Source organism: Variovorax sp. H27-G14 (assembly GCF_046156345.1).
GTDB lineage: Bacteria > Pseudomonadota > Gammaproteobacteria > Burkholderiales > Burkholderiaceae_C > Variovorax.
On record NZ_JAYLVN010000004.1, the window covers coordinates 145510 to 164947 of the forward strand.

Annotated in this window: 20 protein-coding genes; 13 read left to right on the forward strand and 7 right to left on the reverse strand. The window is 68.5% G+C overall.

Going from position 1 to position 19438, the window contains the following annotated elements:
* Positions 1 to 99: 99 nt before the first annotated feature.
* The 11 genes from VLK31_RS13205 (at position 100) to VLK31_RS13255 (ending at position 11181) form a co-directional block, all read left to right on the forward strand.
* The gene (locus tag VLK31_RS13205) at positions 100 to 1305 is read left to right on the forward strand and encodes a M20 aminoacylase family protein (protein ID WP_409168865.1); all 1206 of its coding nucleotides are present in this window, start codon (positions 100 to 102) and stop codon (positions 1303 to 1305) included.
* Between the two features lie 31 nt (positions 1306 to 1336).
* Complete coding sequence (locus tag VLK31_RS13210) at positions 1337 to 2332, forward strand: tripartite tricarboxylate transporter substrate-binding protein (protein ID WP_409169243.1); 996 nt, start codon at positions 1337 to 1339, stop codon at positions 2330 to 2332.
* A gap of 464 nt (positions 2333 to 2796) precedes the next feature.
* A complete protein-coding gene (locus VLK31_RS13215) occupies positions 2797 to 3528 on the forward strand; it encodes a glycine zipper 2TM domain-containing protein (protein WP_409168866.1) in 732 nt (243 codons plus the stop codon).
* A gap of 189 nt (positions 3529 to 3717) precedes the next feature.
* Positions 3718 to 4632 (forward strand): dihydrodipicolinate synthase family protein, encoded by a 915-nt coding sequence (locus VLK31_RS13220; RefSeq protein WP_409168867.1) that lies wholly within the window; start codon positions 3718 to 3720, stop codon positions 4630 to 4632.
* A gap of 50 nt (positions 4633 to 4682) precedes the next feature.
* Positions 4683 to 5825 (forward strand): branched-chain amino acid ABC transporter substrate-binding protein, encoded by a 1143-nt coding sequence (locus VLK31_RS13225; protein ID WP_409168868.1) that lies wholly within the window; start codon positions 4683 to 4685, stop codon positions 5823 to 5825.
* Between the two features lie 10 nt (positions 5826 to 5835).
* Entirely contained in the window at positions 5836 to 6771 is a 936-nt protein-coding gene (locus VLK31_RS13230; protein ID WP_409168869.1) for a 4-hydroxyproline epimerase, read from the forward strand.
* 11 nt (positions 6772 to 6782) lie between these two features.
* Positions 6783 to 7886 carry an NAD(P)/FAD-dependent oxidoreductase gene (locus VLK31_RS13235; protein WP_409168870.1) on the forward strand — a complete coding sequence of 368 codons (1104 nt, stop codon included), beginning with the start codon at positions 6783 to 6785 and terminating at the stop codon, positions 7884 to 7886.
* Positions 7883 to 8152, forward strand: a complete 270-nt coding sequence (locus VLK31_RS13240; protein ID WP_409168871.1) for a (2Fe-2S)-binding protein — start codon at positions 7883 to 7885, stop codon at positions 8150 to 8152. Before VLK31_RS13235 ends, VLK31_RS13240 begins: the two co-directional genes overlap by 4 nt.
* A complete protein-coding gene (locus tag VLK31_RS13245; protein WP_409168872.1) occupies positions 8149 to 9450 on the forward strand; it encodes an FAD-dependent oxidoreductase in 1302 nt (433 codons plus the stop codon). The genes VLK31_RS13240 and VLK31_RS13245 overlap by 4 nt, the downstream gene beginning before the upstream one ends.
* Before the next feature lie 26 nt (positions 9451 to 9476).
* Positions 9477 to 10151 carry a GntR family transcriptional regulator gene (locus VLK31_RS13250; protein ID WP_409168873.1) on the forward strand — a complete coding sequence of 225 codons (675 nt, stop codon included), beginning with the start codon at positions 9477 to 9479 and terminating at the stop codon, positions 10149 to 10151.
* Positions 10152 to 10242: 91 nt separating this feature from the next.
* Complete coding sequence (locus VLK31_RS13255; protein ID WP_409168874.1) at positions 10243 to 11181, forward strand: fatty acid desaturase family protein; 939 nt, start codon at positions 10243 to 10245, stop codon at positions 11179 to 11181.
* Positions 11182 to 11237: 56 nt separating this feature from the next.
* Here the strand turns inward: VLK31_RS13255 and VLK31_RS13260 are convergent, their stop codons facing one another.
* The 4 genes from VLK31_RS13260 to VLK31_RS13275 form a co-directional block, all read right to left on the reverse strand.
* Positions 11238 to 12464, reverse strand: a complete 1227-nt coding sequence (locus tag VLK31_RS13260; protein ID WP_409168875.1) for an acyltransferase family protein — start codon at positions 12462 to 12464, stop codon at positions 11238 to 11240.
* Positions 12465 to 12497: 33 nt separating this feature from the next.
* Entirely contained in the window at positions 12498 to 13532 is a 1035-nt protein-coding gene (locus tag VLK31_RS13265; RefSeq protein WP_409168876.1) for a MerR family transcriptional regulator, read from the reverse strand.
* 19 nt (positions 13533 to 13551) lie between these two features.
* Positions 13552 to 13881, reverse strand: coding sequence for a hypothetical protein (locus VLK31_RS13270; RefSeq protein ID WP_409168877.1), 330 nt, complete (start codon positions 13879 to 13881; stop codon positions 13552 to 13554).
* Between the two features lie 105 nt (positions 13882 to 13986).
* Complete coding sequence (locus VLK31_RS13275) at positions 13987 to 14157, reverse strand: hypothetical protein (protein ID WP_409168878.1); 171 nt, start codon at positions 14155 to 14157, stop codon at positions 13987 to 13989.
* A gap of 62 nt (positions 14158 to 14219) precedes the next feature.
* On the opposite strand from VLK31_RS13275, the gene VLK31_RS13280 reads away from it, so the two are divergent.
* Entirely contained in the window at positions 14220 to 15746 is a 1527-nt protein-coding gene (locus tag VLK31_RS13280; protein ID WP_409168879.1) for an MATE family efflux transporter, read from the forward strand.
* Here VLK31_RS13280 and dbpA read toward each other — a convergent pair.
* The 3 genes from dbpA to VLK31_RS13295 all read right to left on the reverse strand — a co-directional run bounded on the left by dbpA (position 15712) and on the right by VLK31_RS13295 (position 17833).
* Positions 15712 to 17163: an ATP-dependent RNA helicase DbpA gene (gene dbpA, locus VLK31_RS13285; protein WP_409168880.1), complete on the reverse strand. Its 1452-nt coding sequence runs from the start codon at positions 17161 to 17163 to the stop codon at positions 15712 to 15714. The genes VLK31_RS13280 and dbpA overlap by 35 nt on opposite strands.
* A gap of 84 nt (positions 17164 to 17247) precedes the next feature.
* The gene (gene infA, locus VLK31_RS13290) at positions 17248 to 17514 is read right to left on the reverse strand and encodes a translation initiation factor IF-1 (RefSeq protein WP_093128941.1); all 267 of its coding nucleotides are present in this window, start codon (positions 17512 to 17514) and stop codon (positions 17248 to 17250) included.
* Between the two features lie 58 nt (positions 17515 to 17572).
* The gene (locus tag VLK31_RS13295) at positions 17573 to 17833 is read right to left on the reverse strand and encodes a hypothetical protein (RefSeq protein WP_409169244.1); all 261 of its coding nucleotides are present in this window, start codon (positions 17831 to 17833) and stop codon (positions 17573 to 17575) included.
* Positions 17834 to 18323: 490 nt separating this feature from the next.
* On the opposite strand from VLK31_RS13295, the gene VLK31_RS13300 reads away from it, so the two are divergent.
* Positions 18324 to 19418, forward strand: coding sequence for a catalase family protein (locus VLK31_RS13300; RefSeq protein WP_409168881.1), 1095 nt, complete (start codon positions 18324 to 18326; stop codon positions 19416 to 19418).
* The last annotated feature ends 20 nt before the right edge of the window (positions 19419 to 19438 follow it).

The window sequence follows — 19438 nt, forward strand, 5'->3', positions numbered from 1 at the left end:
CCTGCCCGGACAAACCGCGCATTCCCGCTTACGCGCCGCGGGCGGCTGCGCCAGAATCGTTCGCTTCCCCCTTCCACGAACGACTTTCGCAGCCCCGCCATGAACATTGCCGACGCCTTCCTTGCCAACGCCGCGCGCTTCGTCGAGATCCGACGCGACATCCACGCCCACCCCGAGCTGGGCTTCGAGGAGCACCGCACCTCGGAGAAGGTGGCGGCCCTGCTGACGGGCTGGGGCATCGAGGTGCACCGCGGCATTGCGGGCACCGGCCTGGTCGGCGTGCTGCGCAAAGGCACGGGCCAGCGCGCCATCGGCCTGCGCGCCGACATGGACGCACTGCCCCTGCACGAGGCCAACGACTTCGCCCACAAGTCGACAAACCCCGGGCGCATGCACGCCTGCGGCCACGACGGCCACACCACCATGCTGCTGGCCGCCGCCTGGCACCTGTCGCAGCAGGGGCCTGAGGACTTCGACGGCACGGTGAACTTCATCTTTCAGCCGGCCGAGGAGATGGGCAAGGCCGGCGCCAAGAAGATGATCGACGAGGGCCTGTTCGAGCGCTTCCCGTGCGACGCGGTCTTCGGGCTGCACAACTTTCCCGTGGGCGACGTGGGCCGCTTCGCGCTGAACGAAGGCGCGCTCATGGCCTCGAGCAACACCTACAAGATCACCGTGCGCGGGCGCGGCACGCATGCCTCCATGCCGCACACGGGCATCGACCCGGTGGCCGCGGTGGTCACGCTGGCGCAGCAGCTGCAGACCATCGTGGCGCGCACCATTCCCAGCACCGAGCGCGCGCTGCTCGCGGTCACGCAGCTGCAGGGCTCCGACGCGCCCAACGTCATTCCCGACGTGGCCACGGTGGGCGGCACCATCCGCACCTTTTCGATCGACGCCATCGACAAGATCGAGGCCCGCCTGCGCGAGGTGGCCGCGGGCGTGGCGGCGGCGCACGGCTGCACGGCGGAGGTGTTCTTCAACCGTTCGTCCCCGCCCACGGTGAACCATCCGGCGGAGGCGCGCTTTGCCGCGGGCGTGATGCGCGAGGTGGTGGGCGACGACATGGTCACCGACGACTTTCCCGCCGTGATGGGCGCGGAAGACTTCGCGCACATGCTGATCGCGCGGCCCGGCTGCTATGCGTTTCTGGGCAACGGTGACGGCGACCACCGGCTCGACGGTCACGGGCCCGGCCCTTGCATCATTCACAACACCTCGTTCGATTTCAACGACGAGATCATTCCGATCGGTGCCAGCTACTTCGTGAAACTCGCGCAGCGCTGGCTGCCGTCGGGCACCTGACATTCCTTCCCTGTTGTTGACGATGACGATGATGAAAGCGGCCTTCAAGATGCCTTCGATCCTGTTCACCCGACGTTCCCTGGCCGCGCTCGCGGCGGCTGCCGCGGCGCTGTGCGCCATGGCCCCGGTTCATGCGCAGCAGCGCGTGCTCCACATCGTCGTGCCCTTCGGCACCGGCGCGGTGCAGGACACGGTGGCGCGCGCCTTCAACAACGAGCTGGGGGTGGCGTTGAACGCCAGCGCAATCGTGGAGAACCGTGCGGGCGCGGGTGGCACGGTGGGCGCGGCGATGGTGGCGCGTGCGCCGGCCGATGGCAGCACGCTGGTGTTGGCGGCCGCGAGTCACAACATCGCGGGCTTTCTGTACAACAAGCTGAGCTACGACCCGTTGAAGGATTTCGTGGGCGTGGCGAATGTGGGCAACGCGGGCTATGTGCTGGCGGTGGCGGGCGGCATGGGGGTGTCGAGCACGGCTGACTTCATCAAGGAGGTGAAGGCCAACCCGGGCAAGTACAACTACGCCTCGGCCGGCAACGGCAGTGCCACGCACCTGGCGATGGCGTCGTTCCTGGCGAAGGCGGGGTTGCAGATGACGCACATTCCGACCAAGTCGACGGGCGAGGCGGTCAACGAGGTGTTGGCGGGGCGGGTGCAGGCGGTGATTTCGTCGAGCATCGGCGTGATCGGTTTTCAGGACGACGCACGCATGAAGCTGCTGGCCTCCACGGGGCAGTCGCGCAGTCCGTTCCTGCCCAAGTTGCCGACGGTGGCGGAGAGTGGCCTGCCGGGCTACGCCTTCGATTCATGGATCGGGTTGCTTGCGCCTGCGGGCACACCGAAGGCGGAGGTGGAGCGCATCAACGTGGCGGCCAACAAGGTGCTGGCGGACCCGGTGATTCAGGAACGTTTCAAGCGTTTGGGCGTGGAGCCGCGCATGCAGAGTGCTGAGGAGTTTCAGAAGCTTTTGCGTTCGGACTGGGATGCGATGGGGGCTGTGGTGAAGGCTTCTGGGGCGAAGATCGACTGATTGTTTTGCGCCGTTGTTCAGGGCTCTTTGTTCGGGGCACTCTGTTCAGGGCTCTTGGTTAGGGCTCTTTGTTCAGGGCGTGTGCACAGGCCGCCGGGTACTCCCCTCCGCGAATGTCCCCCGGGGCTGCGCCCCTCCTCCTTTATTTCGCTGCGGGGAGTACCCGACGCCCTGTGCACTGGGGCACGCTGCTGGTGATCGCGCGATCAACCACTGCTCTGAAAACGCTCACGTCGATGGGGTGCCTTGCGCAGCGAAATAAAGGAGGAGGGCGAAGCCCGGGGGACATTCGCGGAGCAAGGCACCCCGTCGGCGTGAGCGTCGCCCCGAACAGCCGCTGACAACATGACGCAGCAGCCCCGACCAGCCCTGTAGGACACCGGTCAATTGACAACGCGCCGCCCGCGCTCATGCTCCCTGGTGTGTTCCGAACGATTCCGTTTCGGACAGAAAAGGGACTTTTCATGGACTCGCCTTCGCCATTCAACCCGCCTGCGGCTCAGCCGGTGAGCAAGTCGCCCAAGGCCCTGTGGGCCGTCATCGGCACACTGGCCGTGGCCGTCTTGGCACTCGGCGGGGTGGTGCTCAGCCGCCAGGGGCCCAGTGCCACCGTCAGCGCGCCACCACCCGTCGTGGCTGCCGCATCCCCCGTCGCACCGGACGATTTCAAACCCGAGGCCATGCCGTTGGCACCCGCCATGCCCCCCACGGCGGCAGGCCCCGCGCCGCAAGCCATGGCCGCGGCGCCCATGCCGGCCCCGGCTCCCGTTCCCATGCCGGCCCAGGCCATCCAGCCCGGGCCTGCACCCAGCGTGAACGTGCCAGTGGCCGCCGCGCGGCCCGCGCCACCGCCCTGCGCGGTGTGCGGCCGGGTCGAATCGGTGCGGCCGGTGCAGAAACGCCTGCCTAGCACCTCGGGCGTAGGCGCGGTGGCGGGCGGCGTGGTCGGGGGGCTCGTCGGCAACCAGTTCGGGCACGGCAACGGCCGCGTCGCCACCACGGTGCTGGGCGCCGTGGGCGGTGGGTTCGCTGGCAACGAGATCGAGAAACGCGTGCACACGGTCACGGTCTATGAAGTCGCGGTGCGCATGGACAACGGCTCGGTGCGCACGGTCGAGACCAAGTCGGCACCGCCACTCGGCAAGCCGGTGACGCTCAAGCGCGGCGTGCTGCGCCCGGTCGACGGGCGCAAGTAACCAGCGCAGGGCTGCCAGGGCTCGGGGAGCCCTGCGGCCCGTTTCTCTTTTCCGCCCCACACACACACAAAAACACAGCTTCGCGCCGCTGTGGTCGCACGAATATCTTGACGATATATCCTTAATATATTTAAAGTGCGACGCTTCCGCACCGTACATCCCTACCGCACATCCCCAAGGAGCGACCAAGTGAGCAATCCCCGCTGGCAAGGCATCTTTCCCGCCGTCACCACCAAGTTCCACGCCGACGAAAGCATCGATGCCGAAGGCACGGCGCGGCACATCGACTTTCAGATCCGCAACGGCATCCACGGCCTGGTCACTTGCGGCTCGCTGGGCGAGGCCAGCACGCTGTCGCTGGAAGAAAAACTGCAGGTCGCAAAGATCGCGCTGGACGCCGCCGACGGCCGCATTCCGGTGCTGGCCAATGTGTCGGAAACCAGCACGCGCGAGGCGCTGCGCTATGTGAATGGCGCCAACAAGCTGGGCGTGTCGGGCTTCATGGTGATGCCCTCGGTGATCTACGTGGCCGACGCACGCGAGGCCATGCTGAACGTGCGCACCATCGCCAATGCCGCGCAAAAACCCATCATGGTCTACAACAACCCGGTGGCCTACCGCGTCGACCTGAAGCCGCAGCACATGGTGGAGCTGGCCGACTGCGAATGGATTGCCGCCATCAAGGAAAGCACCGACGACATCCGCCGGATCACCGACCTGCGCAACACCGTGGGCACGCGCTACCAGTTGTTTTTGGGCGTGGACGACCTCGCCTACGAAGGCCTGGCGCTGGGCTGCGACGGGCTGCTGGCGGGGGTCGGCTGCGCATTCCCGCGCGAAACGGTGGCGCTGTACGACCTGATGAAGGCCGGCCAGTTCGCCGAGGCGCTCGCGCTCTACCAGTGGATGACGCCCATGCTGCATCTGGACGTGTCGACCAAGCTGGTGCAGAACCTCAAGCTCATCGACGTGCTGGTGGGCGTGGGCACCGAGCACATGCGCCGCCCGCGGCTGCCGTTGATTGGCGAGGAGCGCGCGTTCATCGAAGGCGTGGTGAAGAAGGCGCTGGCCACGCGGCCCGCCAAGTACCAGTCGGTCATGTAGCCACGGCGCGAGCCGGCGTCAGTTTTCATTGTCCCAACCCAGGAAGAAGCATGAACACACGAGCAAGCATGGTTTCGGTTCTCAGCGCCACCGCGGTCGCGGCACTCGCCTTTTCAGGCCAGGTGCACGCGCAGGAGCAGGTGGTCAAGATCGGTCACAGCGGCCCGCTGTCGGGCCCCAATGCCTTCGCGGGCAAGGACAATGAAAACGGCGTGCGCCTGGCCGTGGAAGAGCTCAACGCGAAAAAGCTCAGCGTGGGCGGCAAGACGCTCAAGTTCGAGCTGGTCTCCGAAGACGACCAGTGCGACGCCAAGACCGGCGTGAGCGTGGCGCAGAAGTTCGTGGACGACGGCGTGAAGTACGTCATGGGGCCGTACTGCTCGGGCGTGGCCATTCCGGCCTCGCGCATCTACAGCGAAGGCGGCACGCTGGTCTCCACCGTGGGCACCAACCCGAAAGTGACGCAGGGCGGCTACAAGAACCTGTACCGCATCATCGCCAGCGACAACCAGATCGGCTCCAGCATGGCCGTGTACGCGGCCAAGGAGCTGAAGGTGAAGAAGGTGGGCGTCATCGACGACCGCACCGCGTTCGGCCAGGGGCTTGCCGAAGAGTTCACCAAGGAGGCCAAGAAGCAGGGCCTTACCGTGGTGGGCCAGGAGTTCACCACCGACAAGGCCGTGGACTTCACCGCCATCCTCACCAACATGAAGGCCAAGGCGCCCGAGGCCATCTTCTTCGGCGGCTACGCGCCGCAGGCTGCCCCCATGGCGCGCCAGATGAAGCAGCTGGCCGTGCCCGGCAAGCTGCTGGGCGGGGACACCGTGTGCAGCCCGGCCACCGGCAAGCTCGGCGGCGACGCGGTCAACGACCTGGTGTTCTGCGCGCAGGGCGGCTCCATGCTCGAAAAGGCGCAGAGCGGCCCGGCCTTCAAGGAGAAGTTCAAGAAGCGCTTCAACGCCGACCCCGACGCGTACGCGGCCTCTTACTACGACCAGGTGCTGTTCATCGGCGAGTCGATGAAGAAGGCCAACTCCATCGACCCCGACAAGGTGGGCGCGGAGCTCTACAAGACCACCTACAAGGGCGTGGCCGCCACCTATGCGTACGACGACAAGGGCAACATGAAGCAGGCGCCCATCACCGTCTTCACGTTCAAGAACGCGGTGCCCGTGCCCATTGCCAGCTACTGAGCCGCAAAATATGCAACGCATCCAGGTGATCGACTCGCACACGGGCGGCGAGCCCACGCGCCTTGTGATCGGCGGCTTCCCCGACCTGGGGAAGGGCTCCATGGCCGAGCGCCGCGCGTTGCTGGCGGACCGGCACGACAAATGGCGCGCCGCCGCCGTGCTGGAGCCGCGCGGCAGCGACGTGGTGGTGGGCGCGCTGCTGTGCGAGCCGGTGTCGCCCGACGCGGCAGCGGGCGTGGTGTTCTTCAACAACGCCGGTTACCTGGGCATGTGCGGCCACGGCACCATCGGGCTGGTCGCGAGCCTGGCGCACATGGGGCGCATCGGCGTGGGCGAGCACCGCATCGAGACGCCCGTGGGCACCGTCACCACCACGCTGCACGCAGACGGCTCGGTCAGCGTGCGCAACGTGCCCGCGTACCGGCACCTGCACCAGGTGGCGGTCGATCTGCCGGGCCACGGCACCGTGCGCGGCGACGTGGCCTGGGGCGGCAACTGGTTCTTTCTGGTGAGCGAACACGGCCAGCGCGTGGCCAGCGACAACCTGGCGGCGCTCACCGACTACACCGCCGCATTGCGCCGCGCGCTGGCGGTGCAGGGCATCACGGGCGCGGACGGCGCGGAGATCGACCACATCGAGCTCTTTGCAAGCGACGACGACGGCGCCGACAGCCGCAACTTCGTGCTGTGCCCCGGCAACGCCTACGACCGCTCGCCCTGCGGCACCGGCACCAGCGCCAAGATCGCCTGCCTGGCGGCCGACGGCAAGCTCGCGCCCGGCGCGGTGTGGACGCAGGCCAGCGTCATCGGCAGCCGCTTCGAGGCCAGCTACGCGATGGACGGCGAGCAGGTCATTCCCACGCTGCGCGGCCGTGCGCACATCAGCGCCGAGGCCACGCTGCTGATTGAAGACGACGACCCCTTCGGCTGGGGCATTCGGCTCTGACGCCGCGCGGCATGGACGCGGATGTGATCGTCATTGGCGCCGGCATCGTCGGCGCGGCCTGTGCGCAGGCGCTCGCGCAAGCGGGTGCCCGGGTGCGGGTGCTCGACGCGCGCATCGGCGGTGCCACCGGCGCGGGCATGGGCCACCTCGTGGTGATGGACGACAACGCGGCCGAGCTCGAGCTGAGCCGCCGTTCGGTCGCGCAATGGCGCGCGCTGGCGCCCCGCATGAGCGAGGACTGCGCGTACAGCCCCTGCGGCACGCTGTGGATTGCCGCGAACGACGAAGAAATGGCCGAGGCCGAGCGCAAGCAGCAGCGCCTGCGCGCGCATGGCATCGACAGCCGGCTGCTCAATGCGAGCGAACTGGCAAGCGCCGAGCCCGCGCTGCGCAAGGGCCTGGCGGGCGCGCTCGAGGTGCCGGGCGACGGCATCCTCTATGCGCCGAACGCGGCACGCTGGCTGCTCGCGCAGCACAGCGCATCGGTGTGTGTCGAACAGGCCATGGTCGCGGCCATCGAAGACGACGGCACGCTGTGGCTGGCCGACGGCAGCCGCCGCAGCGCGCCGCAGGTGCTGCTGGCCAACGGCATCCACGCGACCACGCTGTGCCCCGAACTGCCGATTCGCCCGAAGAAGGGCCACCTGCTGATCACCGACCGCTATCCGGGCACGGTGCACCACCAGCTCGTCGAGCTGGGCTACGTCACCAGCGCGCACCACAGCGATGGCGACTCGGTCGCGTTCAATGTGCAGCCGCGCCCCACGGGGCAGTTGCTGGTCGGCTCGTCGCGGCAGTTCGACACCACCGACACGACGGTCGAGGCGCCGATGCTCGCGCGCATGCTGCAGCGCACGCTCGACTATTTGCCGGGGCTCGCAAACCTCAACGCGGTGCGGTCGTGGACCGGCCTGCGCGCCGCATCGCCCGACGGGCTGCCGCTGCTGGGCAAGCATCCGTGGCGCGAGAAGCTGTGGCTTGCGGTCGGGCATGAAGGCCTGGGCGTGACCACCGCGACTGGCAGCGCGCACTTGCTCGCGGCGCTGATGACCGGCACGACGCCCGACTTCGACGCGGCGCCGTATGCGCCGCGTGGCCTGCGAGAGATGGCATGAGCGCCCACACCCTGCTGCACATCGACGGCCACCTGGTGCGCGTGAAGGCGGGCAGCTCGGTCGCCGCCGCGCTGTGCGTGGCCGGTGGCGGCGTGGCCATGGGCGTCGCAATGGGCGTCGCGCGCACGTCGGTCACGGGCCAGCCGCGCGCGCCCTTCTGCGGCATGGGCGCGTGCCAGGAATGCCGCGTGTGGGTCGACGGCCGTCGCCGGCTCGCCTGCCAGACGGTGTGCGCCGAAGGCATGCGCGTGGAGACGACGGAATGACGGCCGTGGCCACGGACCATTGCGACGTGCTGGTCGTCGGCGCAGGCCCGGCCGGCATGGCCGCTGCGGTGGCGGCCGCGCCCAGCGGCGCATCGGTCGTGGTGATCGACGACAACCCCGCGCCGGGCGGACAGATCTGGCGCGATGGGCCCGGCGCCGCGCTGCCACCGGTGGCACGCCAATGGCGCGATGCGCTGGCGCGCCACGCCAACATCCGCGTGCTCAGCGGCACGCGCGTGGTGGCCGTGCCCGCACCGGGCGAGCTGCTGCTCGAAGACGCCGACGGCGCCACGCGCATGCGGTGGCGCAAGCTCATCTTGTGCACCGGCGCGCGCGAACTATTGCTGCCCTTTCCGGGCTGGACGCTGCCCGGCGTGACGGGCGCGGGCGGGCTGCAGGCGCTCATCAAGGCGGGCCTGCCGGTGGAGGGCCAGCGCATCGTCGTCGCGGGCAGCGGGCCCCTGCTGCTGGCCGCTGCGGCCACGGCGCGCGCGGCGGGCGCGAAGGTGCTGCGCATCGCCGAGCAGGCGTCGTTCGCTTCGGTGGCGCGCTTCGGTGCGAGCCTGGTGCGCTGGCCCGGCAAGGCGGCGCAGGCGGTCACGCTGGCCGATGCGCGCTACCGCACGTCGACGCAAATCGTCTCGGTGCAGGGGAGCACGCAGGTTGAATCGGTGCGGCTGCGGCGAGGCGCCCAGGAGGTCGAGATCGATTGCGAGCGCGTTGCCTGCGGCTTCGGTCTCACACCCAACACGCAGCTGGGCCAGTTGCTCGGCTGCGCCCTCACGGCGCAAGGCCTGTCGGTCGATGCCCTGCAAGCGACCAGCGTGCCGGGCGTCTACGCGGCCGGCGAGTGCACCGGCTTCGGCGGCAGCGAACGCGCGCTGGCGCAGGGCACCATCGCGGGCCACGCGGCCGTCGGCAACGAACGCGAGGCGAGGTCGCACGAAGCCGAACGCGCGCGCTGGAACGCTTTTGCCGTGCAACTGCACCGCAGCTTTGCGCTCGCACCCGACATCAAGACGATGCCCCGGCCCGACACCCTCGTGTGCCGTTGCGAAGACGTGCCCTTCTCCGCGCTCGCGGCCTGCGCCGGCTGGACCGACGCCAAGCTGACCCGGCGCTGCGGCATGGGCGCCTGCCAGGGCCGCGTGTGCGGCGACGCGGCGCAATTCCTCTTCGGCTGGACGCCGCCCGTGCCGCGCTCACCGCTGTCGCCGGTGCGCATCGCGACGCTGGCGGGTCTGGCGAATCTAGCTGATCCGACGCATGTGCCCGGCGACTGTGACGCTCGACAATGACGCCGCATCCGCAGAACAAGAACCCCATGGCCGCCCCGACCCCCGACTCCTTCTCCTCCGCTCCACCCAAGCGCCGCGCCGCCGACGTGGCCTACGACGCCATCGAGGCGCTGCTGTCCACCATGCAACTGCAGCCCGGCAGCCAGATCGTCGAGGCCGAGCTTGCCGAGCGCACCGGGCTGGGCCGCACGCCGGTGCGCGAGGCGCTGATGCGCATGGTGTCCATCGGCCTCATCGTGCAGCAGCCGCGCCGCGGGCTGCTGGTGTCGACCATCGACCTGGCCGATCACCTCGACGTGGTGCAGACCCGGCGCGTGCTCGAGCGCCTCATTGCCGCCTGCTCGGCGCGCCGCGCCACCGCGCTGCAGCGCACGGAGATTGTTCGCTGCGCCGAAATGATGGTCGAGGCCGCGGGCCGCGGCGACCTTACCGACTACATGCGCGCGGACCACGCGCTCGACCTCGTCAACCACCAGGCCAGCCACAACGACTCGGGCGTGAAGGCGGTGGTGCCGCTCATCGTGCAGTGCCGGCGCTTCTGGTACGCGTACCAGCATGAGGGCGAGATCGTCGAGGGCGCCCATGCGCACCTCGACCTGGCGCGGGGCATCGCCACCGGCGACGAGGCGGCTGCCATCGCGGGCGCAGAGCGGCTGATGGACTACCTCGAAGTCTTCGCGCGCAAGATCATCGACAAGTAGGGCGAAGGGCCTCGCCGCGTTCGCGCCGCGGTCGGCATCCCCGGGGAATTCCGCGTGTGATTGCAGCGGCCGGCGGCGCATACTGAAACGCATGGCCGTCGCTCCCCGCGCCCAACCCCAAGATTTCTTCACACCCGAAGAGTGGCGCGCGCTCACCACGCGCTCGTCGTGGAAGGGGCTGTGGCTGGTGGCGCATTGCTGGGGCGTGATCGGTGCGGCCATGCTGGTGGGCATCGTGTGGCCGTGGACCGTTGCGCTCATGGTGCCTGTCATCGGCACGCGGCAGCTGGGCCTGTTCATCCTCATGCACGACGCGGCGCACGCGGGCCTGCACCGCAACCGCAAGGTGAACGACTGGGTGGGGCACTGGCTGTGCTCGTCGACGCTGCGCGACTACCGGCCGTACCACCTGCAGCACCACCGCTTCGTGCAGCAGGCCGAAGACCCCGACCTGGTGCTGTCGGCGCCCTTCCCCATTGCGCGGGCCTCGATGTGGCGCAAGGTCGTGCGCGACCTGAGCGGGCAAACCTTCTACAAGCAGCGCTTCGGGCACATCGCCGAGGGCCTGCGGCAGCGGGCGCCGGGTGAATCGAGGTGGAAGGTGCTCGGCCGCGAGCTTGCAAAAGACAGGCGCTTCTTCATTGCCAACGGCCTCGGCTTCATTGCCTTCGCACTCGCGGGTTATGGGTGGGCGTGGCTGCTGATGTGGCTGCTGCCGATGGCCACCTGGCTGCCGCTGGTGAGCCGCGTGCGCAACATCGCCGAACACGCACTGGTCGCACAGAACGAGGCCGACCCGATGCGCCAGGCGCGCACCACGCACGCCAGTTGGCTGGCGCGCCTGCTGGTGGCGCCCTACTGGGTCAACTACCACTGCGAGCACCACATGTTCACCAACCTGCCCTGCTGGGCCCTGCCCAAGGCGCACCGGCTGCTGCAGCGGCGGGGCGCGACGGCGCGCATGGAGGTGCAGCCCGGCTACATGAGCCTGCTGAAGCGCGCCACGACGCCATCGGGTCAGGCGGCCTGACAGGACGACGGCGGACGCCGTCTGTCCATCGCGTCTTCATCGCATTTTTCGTCGAGTCACCTCGTGGTGAAGACGCGGGTCTTCGTCGACTTTCTGGCGGCGCGGTTTTCGTTGCGCCGACCGTTCAACAGCGTGCCGATGGGCGTGCGGCGCACCAGCAACTCGTAACTTGCGAGCGCCATGAAAGATGTGGCCGCGATGTTCAGCCCCATCTTCGCGATTGCACCCAGGGGCGCGTTGAACAGCAGAATGCCGAAGCCGATGGTGCCGAGCATGTGCACCAGGTACACCCAGTAGGCGCTTTGCGACAGGTAGGCGAGCACGGCGTTCTGGCGTGGCACCCAGCGCACGAAGCCGCCGATCAGCGCGAAGCTCCAGAGCCACGCGGTCGCGTTGTAGGCAAAGGCGATCCAGAACGCGGCATGGGGCAACTGATGGGTGCCCGTGCCACCCGCGCCCCGCGATGCACCCAGCAGCACGAAGGTGGCGGCGAAGAACACCAGCCCCGCTGCCGCATGGCCTTTGCAGCGCGCCGCGAACAGCGCGAGCAGCCGCTCCTGCTGCCCGTGCACATGCCAGCCGACCACGAAGAACAGGCCGCTCTGCGCCCATTCGGCGAACGTCGGCAGGAAGGAGCCGCTCTCCGTCACAAAGCCCGACGGATAGCCAACGCCAACGAAGGCCAGCGGCAGTGCCAGCACCAGGAAGCCCCAGCGCCGTGTCACCAGCGCCGTGACGCAGCGCGCCAGCACCACGCGCAGCCGCGCCGGCACGAAGCGCTGAACCCGCACGCCCGCCCACGCCAGCACGCTGAACCAGAACAGCTGGTAGATGAACCACAGGTGCATCGTGTTGAAGGGCGAGCCGCCGGGCTGGCGCGCGGGCGTCAGCCTGGTGTCGATGCCCGGCACGCCGCGCACCGTGAGGTGGATGTAGACCATCGCCAGCACCGCGGTCGCCACGAACAGCGGCGGCCAGAACAGCGCAAAGGGCAGTGCGAGCCGCAGGGCGCGGTTCTTCAGCATGCCGTCGGCGCCACGTCGCGCGACCAACAGTGCCACGAAGAAGCCCGCCAGCACGAAGAACACCGGCATGCGAAAGCTGTGGATGAAGAGCAGCAGCAGGTCGGCCACGTGCGAGGTCTGCGGGTCGCGCCACGGCAGCGGCGAGGCGATGGTGACGTGGTTGATGGCCACATGCAGCACGATGCCGAGCCACATCATGAGGGCGCGGAGGTTGTCGAGCGCGTGCAGCCGCTGGGTAGGTGTGTGTGCGTTGGTCATGCGGCCACTGTTGGGCCTCACGCAACGTGAGGGTCAAGCGCCGTGCGCGGCGGGCGGGAGCTTTTGTTGCCGCGTGGCTGCCATGGCGCGCAGCAGGTAGTCGCGCACGGCGGGCGCGGCCACGGCGGCGGCCTGCAGCACGGGCTCGGTGGCCATCGCCCGCATCAGGCGTGCCGCGATGCCGGCGTCGTGGTCGGTGAAGACTTCGAACAGGCGCGCCCATTCGCGCGCGATGGCTTGCACGGCATCGTCTGCGGGCGGAACGCCGCGGGCCTGCAATGCGCCGAGCTCGCCCGCGAGGCGGCGCCACTCGTCCTCGGGCGGCTCGCCCAGGCGGGCGAGGTCGTCGGTGCCCAGGTGGCGCAGCAGCGCGGCCATGCGCAGGCCGATCGCCTCGCCGATGTACGCGATCAGCTCCACGGACGGGCCGCCGTCGCGGCGCGCCACGCTTTCGCGCCGGTACATCTCGCCCCAGCGTGTGACCAGGTCGACGTTGCCGCTCATCCACTGGCCGAGCAGCGTCATCCAGCGGGCGGCCAGCGGTTGCACTTCGGGCGCGTCGGCCGGTACGTTGCGGGCCATCAGCGCGGCCACGTCGGCGACCAGCGGTGGCCATTGCTGCGCCACGGTTTTCCAGTTGGCCATCACCGACTTGATTTCGGCGGGACTGAAGTAGCGGCCGTAAGTGGTCATCTGCTCGAGCGTGGCGAGCCAGTCCTTCATGTCGGGCTGGGCGCCTTCGGCAAGCCCTTGCTGCAGCAGGCCGAGCCGTTCGCGCAACGCGGTGGCTTGCGCGATCTGCTGGTCGAGCGAGGCCATCTGGCGCTCGATGATCGCGGGCAGCGCGCCGCTTTCCGAACCCAGCAGGCCCCCGATCTCGGCCAGCGCAAGGCCCAGCAGCCGCAGCGCCTGGATGGCATGCAGGCGGGCGACGTCCGCGGCGTTGTAGAGCCGGTAGCCGGCCTCGGAGCGCGCCGAGGGTGCCAGCAGGCCGATGGCGTCGTAGTGATGCAGCGTGCGCACCGTGAGGCCGGTGTGCCTGGCGAGCTCGCCAACCTTGAGCAGCATGGAGCGCTCCTGCGGCGGCTCAGTCCGCTTCGGGCGCCGGCTCAGTAGGCTCAGGGCCTTCCCAGCCCAGCAGCTCTGCCAGCCGCTGCACGATCCACGTGGCTTCCGCGCCCGACACGCCCGACTCCGGCGTGGCCAGCCCGGCGTGGATGCGCCGCAGGATCTCGCTTTCGACCGGCACCTCGGTGTGGTGCTGGATCTGCGCGTGGCCCACGAGGTGGCTGGCGAGGTCTTCGCAGATCTCGTAGCGCGCGCGCACCACGTCAATGGGCTCGCTCAGGCGCTGGCGGGCATCGCTGTACACCGCGAAGAACGAGGGGGGAATGAAGATCTGGTTGTCGTCGGACATCGATTGCTTATAGCTGCCGCAATGGCTTGCTGAGTGGCTGCCCCAACGACAAAACGCGCCCGTGGGCGCGTTCGTCGTGGCTCCGGGGAGCCAGCGGGGGCTGGATCAGCCGCCCTTGGTGGGGCGCTTGCCAGGGTTCTTCTTGCTGCGCGTGGCGCTGCCGCGTTCGAGGCTGACCTTCTGGCCGCCACCGGAGCGAGGCGCGGTGTAGCCGGGCATCGGCGTCGGCTTGGGGGTGGCAACGCGTTCGGCTTCGGTACGGAATGTCTTGGGCATGAAAAGCTCGGGTAAAAGTGAAGAATGTTCGACCCACGATTAGGCCACACCAAGGATTTCACATGCCGGTAACCGAAAGAGCCGGCCATGTCGAGCCTGCGCGCTTCGTTTCAGGCTCGCTGCTGCGCCATGTCTGCGTGATGGCGGGCACCGGTGCCATCGGGCTGATCGCGGTGTTCGCGGTCGACCTGATCAACCTGTTCTACATCTCGCTGCTCGGCGAAAAGGAGACCGCCGCGGCGGTCGGCTTCGCGGGCGTGGTGGGGTTCTTTCATGCGTCGTTGTGCATCGGGCTGACCATCGGCATTGCGGCGGTGGTGTCGCGCACGCTGGGCGCGGGGCGCCGGGACGACGCGCGCCGCATCGGCACCGCGAGCCTGGTGCTGATGGCCGCGTTGTCGGTCGTGGTGGGCACCGGCACCGCCTTCTTTTTGCACCCGGCCCTGCAGGCGCTGGGTGCCCAGGGCGAGACTGCGCGCCTGGCGCAGCGCTACCTGTCGGTGACGGTGCACACGCTGCCCCTGCTGGGCATCGGCATGGCCTGCTCCGCGCTGCTGCGTTCGGTGGGCGACGCGCGCCGCTCGATGACAGTGACGCTCGCGGCCGCCTTCGTGACGGCGGTGCTCGACCCGATATTGATCTTCGGCTTCGGGCTGGGGCTCGACGGCGCGGCCATCAGCGCGGTGGTCTCGCGCACGGTGCTGGCGGCCATCGCGCTGCACGGCGTGATCGTCAAGCACCAGCTGCTCGGGCGCTTCGACGCCTCGCGGCTGGCCGAAGACGCACGCGCGCTCGGCACGGTGGCCGGGCCGGCCGTGCTGACCAACCTGGCCACGCCCGTGGGCGCGGCCTTTGTCACGCATGCGGTGGCGCAGTTCGGCCCCTCGGCGGTGGCCGGCGCGGCCACCATCGACCGGCTCACGCCGGTGGCCTTCGGGCTGGTCTATGCGCTCAGCGGTGCGGTCGGCCCCATCCTGGCGCAGAACCTGGGCGCGGGGCAGTACAAGCGCGTGCAGGAGGGGCTGCGCGACAGCCTGCTGTTCATGGTGGCGTCGGTGGCCGTGGCGTGGCTGGTGCTGGCGCTGGGCCAGGGCGTGCTGATTCGCGCTTTCTCGGCCGACGGGCTGGCGGCCGAGCTGATCGCGCTGTTCTGCAGCTGGCTGGCGGCGAGCTTCTTCTTCGCGGGCGGGTTGTTCGTGGCGAACGCGTCGTTCAACAACCTCGGGCATCCGCTGCTGTCGACCGGCTTCAACTGGGGGCGCGCCACGCTGGGCACCATTCCGTTCGCGTGGTGGGGCTCGCACTACGGCGCGGCCGGCGTGCTGATCGGCCAGGCCGTGGGCTCGTCGATCTTCGGCTTGCTGGCGGTGGTGGTGGCGTTTCGGCTGGCGGCGAAGCTGGCGCGGCAAGAGGCTCCGCGCCTGGCGGATGCGGCTGATGCAGCAGCCGGTGCAGCGGATGCAGCACCGGCACCGGTGCTCGATGCACCGGTGGCGCCCACCTCCGCGCATGCCGAGGCCGCGGCGCTTGCCACGCCGCAGCCTGCAGCGGCAGTTACTCGGACTGCAGCGTCAGCATCCGCACCCTGACCGACTTGCCCTTCACGCGCCCGCTGGAGAGCTTGCGCGCGGCTTCTTCGGCAATGGCGCGGTCCACCGCCACATAGGTCGAGAACTCGTTCACGTTGATCTTGCCGACCTGGTCCTTGGCGTAGCCGCAGTCACCGGTCAGCGCGCCCAGCACGTCGCCGGCGCGGATTTTTTCCTTGCGCCCGCCCACGATCTGCAGCGTGGCCATCGGCGGCGTCAGCGGCGCGCCCTTGCCCGGCGTGAGCTCGGCCAGTTCGTGCCATTCCGACTCGCGGCCCTGCAGCACTTCGATCTTTCCGACGAAGCCCATCTCGTTCATGCTGGCCAGGTTCAGCGCCAGCCCTTCCGAGCCGCCCTGCTGGCCCACGCGGCCGGTACGGCCCACGCGGTGGATGTGAATTTCGGAATCAGGCGTCACGTCGACGTTGATCACCGCCTCGAGGTGCGAAATATCGAGCCCGCGCGCCGCCACGTCGGTCGCCACCAGCACCGAGCAGCTGCGGTTGGAGAACTGCACCAGCACCTGGTCGCGCTCGCGCTGCTCCAGTTCGCCGAACAGCGCCAGCGCGCTGAAGCCCTGCCCCTGCAGCACCTCGACCAGGTCGCGGCACTGCTGCTTGGTGTTGCAGAAGGCCAGCGTGCTGACGGGGCGGAAATGGTCGAGCAGCAGGCTCACGGTGTGCAGCCGGTCGCTGTCCTTCACCTGGTACCAGCGCTGGCGGATCTTGCTGCCTTCATGCTGCGCCTGCACCGTGATCTGCTGCGGGTTCTTCATGAACTGCTGCGCGAGCTTGGCGATGCCTTCGGGGTAGGTGGCCGAGAACAGCAGCGTCTGGCGTTCCGTGGGGCACTGGCGCGCCACCTTCACGATGTCCTCGAAGAAGCCCATGTCCAGCATGCGGTCGGCTTCGTCGAGCACCAGCGTGTTGAGCGCCGACAGGTCGAGGTTGCCGCGGTCCAGGTGGTCCATGATCCGGCCCGGCGTGCCCACCACGATGTGCGCGCCGTGCTCCAGGCTGGCAATTTGCCCGCGCAGTGCAACGCCGCCGCACAGCGTGACGACCTTGATGTTTTCTTCGGCACGCGCCAGCCGGCGGATTTCGGTGGTGACCTGGTCGGCCAGCTCGCGCGTGGGGCACAGCACCATCGCCTGGATGGCGAAGCGGCGCGGGTTCAGGTTGGACAGCAGCGCCAGCGCAAAGGCGGCGGTCTTGCCGCTGCCGGTCTTGGCCTGGGCGATCAGGTCCTTGCCGAGCAGCGCCGGCGGCAGCGCGGCGGCCTGAATGGCCGTCATCTGCGTGTAGCCGAGCTGGGTGAGGTTGGCCAGCATCTGGGGCGAAAGCGCCAGTGCGGCAAAGCCGTTGTCGGCAGGTGCCTGGGCTTGTGGGCCGTTGGCTGGGGAGGTGGGTGTGGTCATCGTTCAGCAGCCGTGGCCCACGAAAAACAAAAGCCTTGCCAGCGCCCTTCGCGGGGCGCCGCAAGGCCTTTCGTCAGTCGCGGATCAGCGGCGGGGGGAGTTGTTGCCGCCCGTCGGCGGCGGGCCGCGACGTTCCAGGTGACGGAAGGTGATACGGCCCTTGGTCAGGTCGTAGGGCGAGAGTTCGAGCGACACCTTGTCACCCGCCAGGATGCGGATGTGGTGCTTGCGCATCTTGCCGCCGCTGTAGGCGATCAGTTGATGGCCGTTGTCCAGCGTGACGCGGTAGCGCGAGTCGGGCAGGACTTCGGTCACTGCGCCGTTCATTTCGATCAGTTCTTCCTTGGGCATGAGTGGTTACCTCTGAATCGTTCGATGTGTGTTGGAAATGGAATTGGGCGTGATTGTTTCAGCCCGCGCAGGGGAGCGCGAGAGGGCTGTTGCCGGGAGCGCGTTCGCTCACCCAGCCCAGACCCTGGTCGATGGCGTAGCCGACCGCGGCGGCATGGCTGGCAAAGCGCGGCGTGAAACGCATCACGCGGTCGTGCATGCCGCTGCCGTGGCCGGAGCGAATCGAGACGGAGGCGGCGTAGTGGCCGTCGTCCTGGTGTCGAATGAGCGGGGAAACAAGGTACTTGCCCACCGCGATACTGTGTTGAATGATGTCCATGAAGCCTTGGCACAGCGCGCAGATACAGAGTGCGAAGTGCCTGAAAAATGATTGAAAACGGGCGTGGGCCGGCCAGAACGGCGCAGCGAACGCGCTATTCGCTTCAACAAGAACGAAGGCAGTGGTGGCAATCATGGGCGCCCGGTCTGGCGCTCCAACACACTGTGAAAGCCGGCTTGGGAATGAAAGGCCTGAAGCATCCAAGGGACAGTGCAGGTCAGCCGGCGGTATTGACGAAATTCTTCGTCGTGGTATCGAAACGAACCCGACATTATAGCTTGCGGGGCATGACAGGCGCTTGTCTTAATTACAACGAGTCCATGAAATGGCGCTCAAGGGTCTGCGATCAGGGGTCGGTTGCTATTGAAAAGGTAGCAAACCAGAAGCGGTGAACACAGTCCTGCCTGCCCAGGGCACACAGGCGTTCTAGCGCACGCTTTGCCGACGCGCTCCTACAGCCGTTCAAAGGGCCGGTGCGCTCAATGGAGCAATGACCTCCCCCACGCTCTCCGCCATGTCCTCCACCGCGCCCGTGCGCTACGACCCCGCCGTGGAGACCTTCCGCGACGACGAGGCCCAGACACAGACCGATCTGGTCGCCACCCTCGTCGACATGGAAAAGACCATGGCCGAGCACACCGGCCATGCGATGCGCGCCGTGCACGCCAAAAGCCACGGCGTGCTGCGTGGCGAATTGCAAGTGCTCGACGGCCTGCCCGAACCGCTGGCGCAAGGGCTTTTTGCAGCGGCCCGCGGTTACCCGGTGGTGATGCGGCTGTCGACTCCGCCGGCCGAGATGCTCGACGACCGCGTGTCGCTGCCGCGCGGCATGGCCGTGAAGGTGCTGGGCGTCGAAGGCCCGCGCGTCGAGGGCTCCGAGGGCGACACCACGCAGGACTTTCTCTTCGTCGACGGCCCGGTGTTCGCCGCCCCCGACGCCAAGGGTTTTCTGCGCAGCCTGAAGCTGCTCGCAGGCACCACCGACAAGGCGCCCAACGCCAAGCGCGTGCTATCCAGCGTGCTGCAAGGCGTGGAGAAAGTGGTCGAGGCGGTCGGCGGCAAGAGCGGCACCTTGATCGCCATGGGCGGCCACCCCGAGACGCATCCGCTGGGCGCCACCTTCTTCACGCAGGTGCCGATTCGCTATGGCAACCACATCGCCAAGCTGCAGCTGGCGCCCGTGTCGCCCGCGCTGCTGGCGCTGGAGAACGCGCCCATCGACCTGACCGACAAGCCCGACGGCACGCGCGAGGCCGTCACCGATTTCATGCGCCAGCAGCCGGCCGTGTGGGAGCTGCGCGTGCAGCTGTGCGTGGACCTGGAGCGCATGCCCGTGGAAGACGCGTCGGTCGAATGGCCGCAGTCGCTGAGCCCCTTCATTGCCGTTGCGCGCATCACCGCCGATGCGCAGGAAGCCTGGAGCGACGCGCTGGCGCTTGAAGTGGACGACGGCATGGCCTTCAACCCCTGGCACGCCCTGGCCGCACACCGCCCGTTGGGCAATGTGATGCGTGCACGCAAGGTGGCGTATGCGGCGTCGTCGAAGTTTCGCGGCGAGCACAACGGGTGCCCGATGCACCGTTGAGCCGCGGGTGTGCAGGCGCC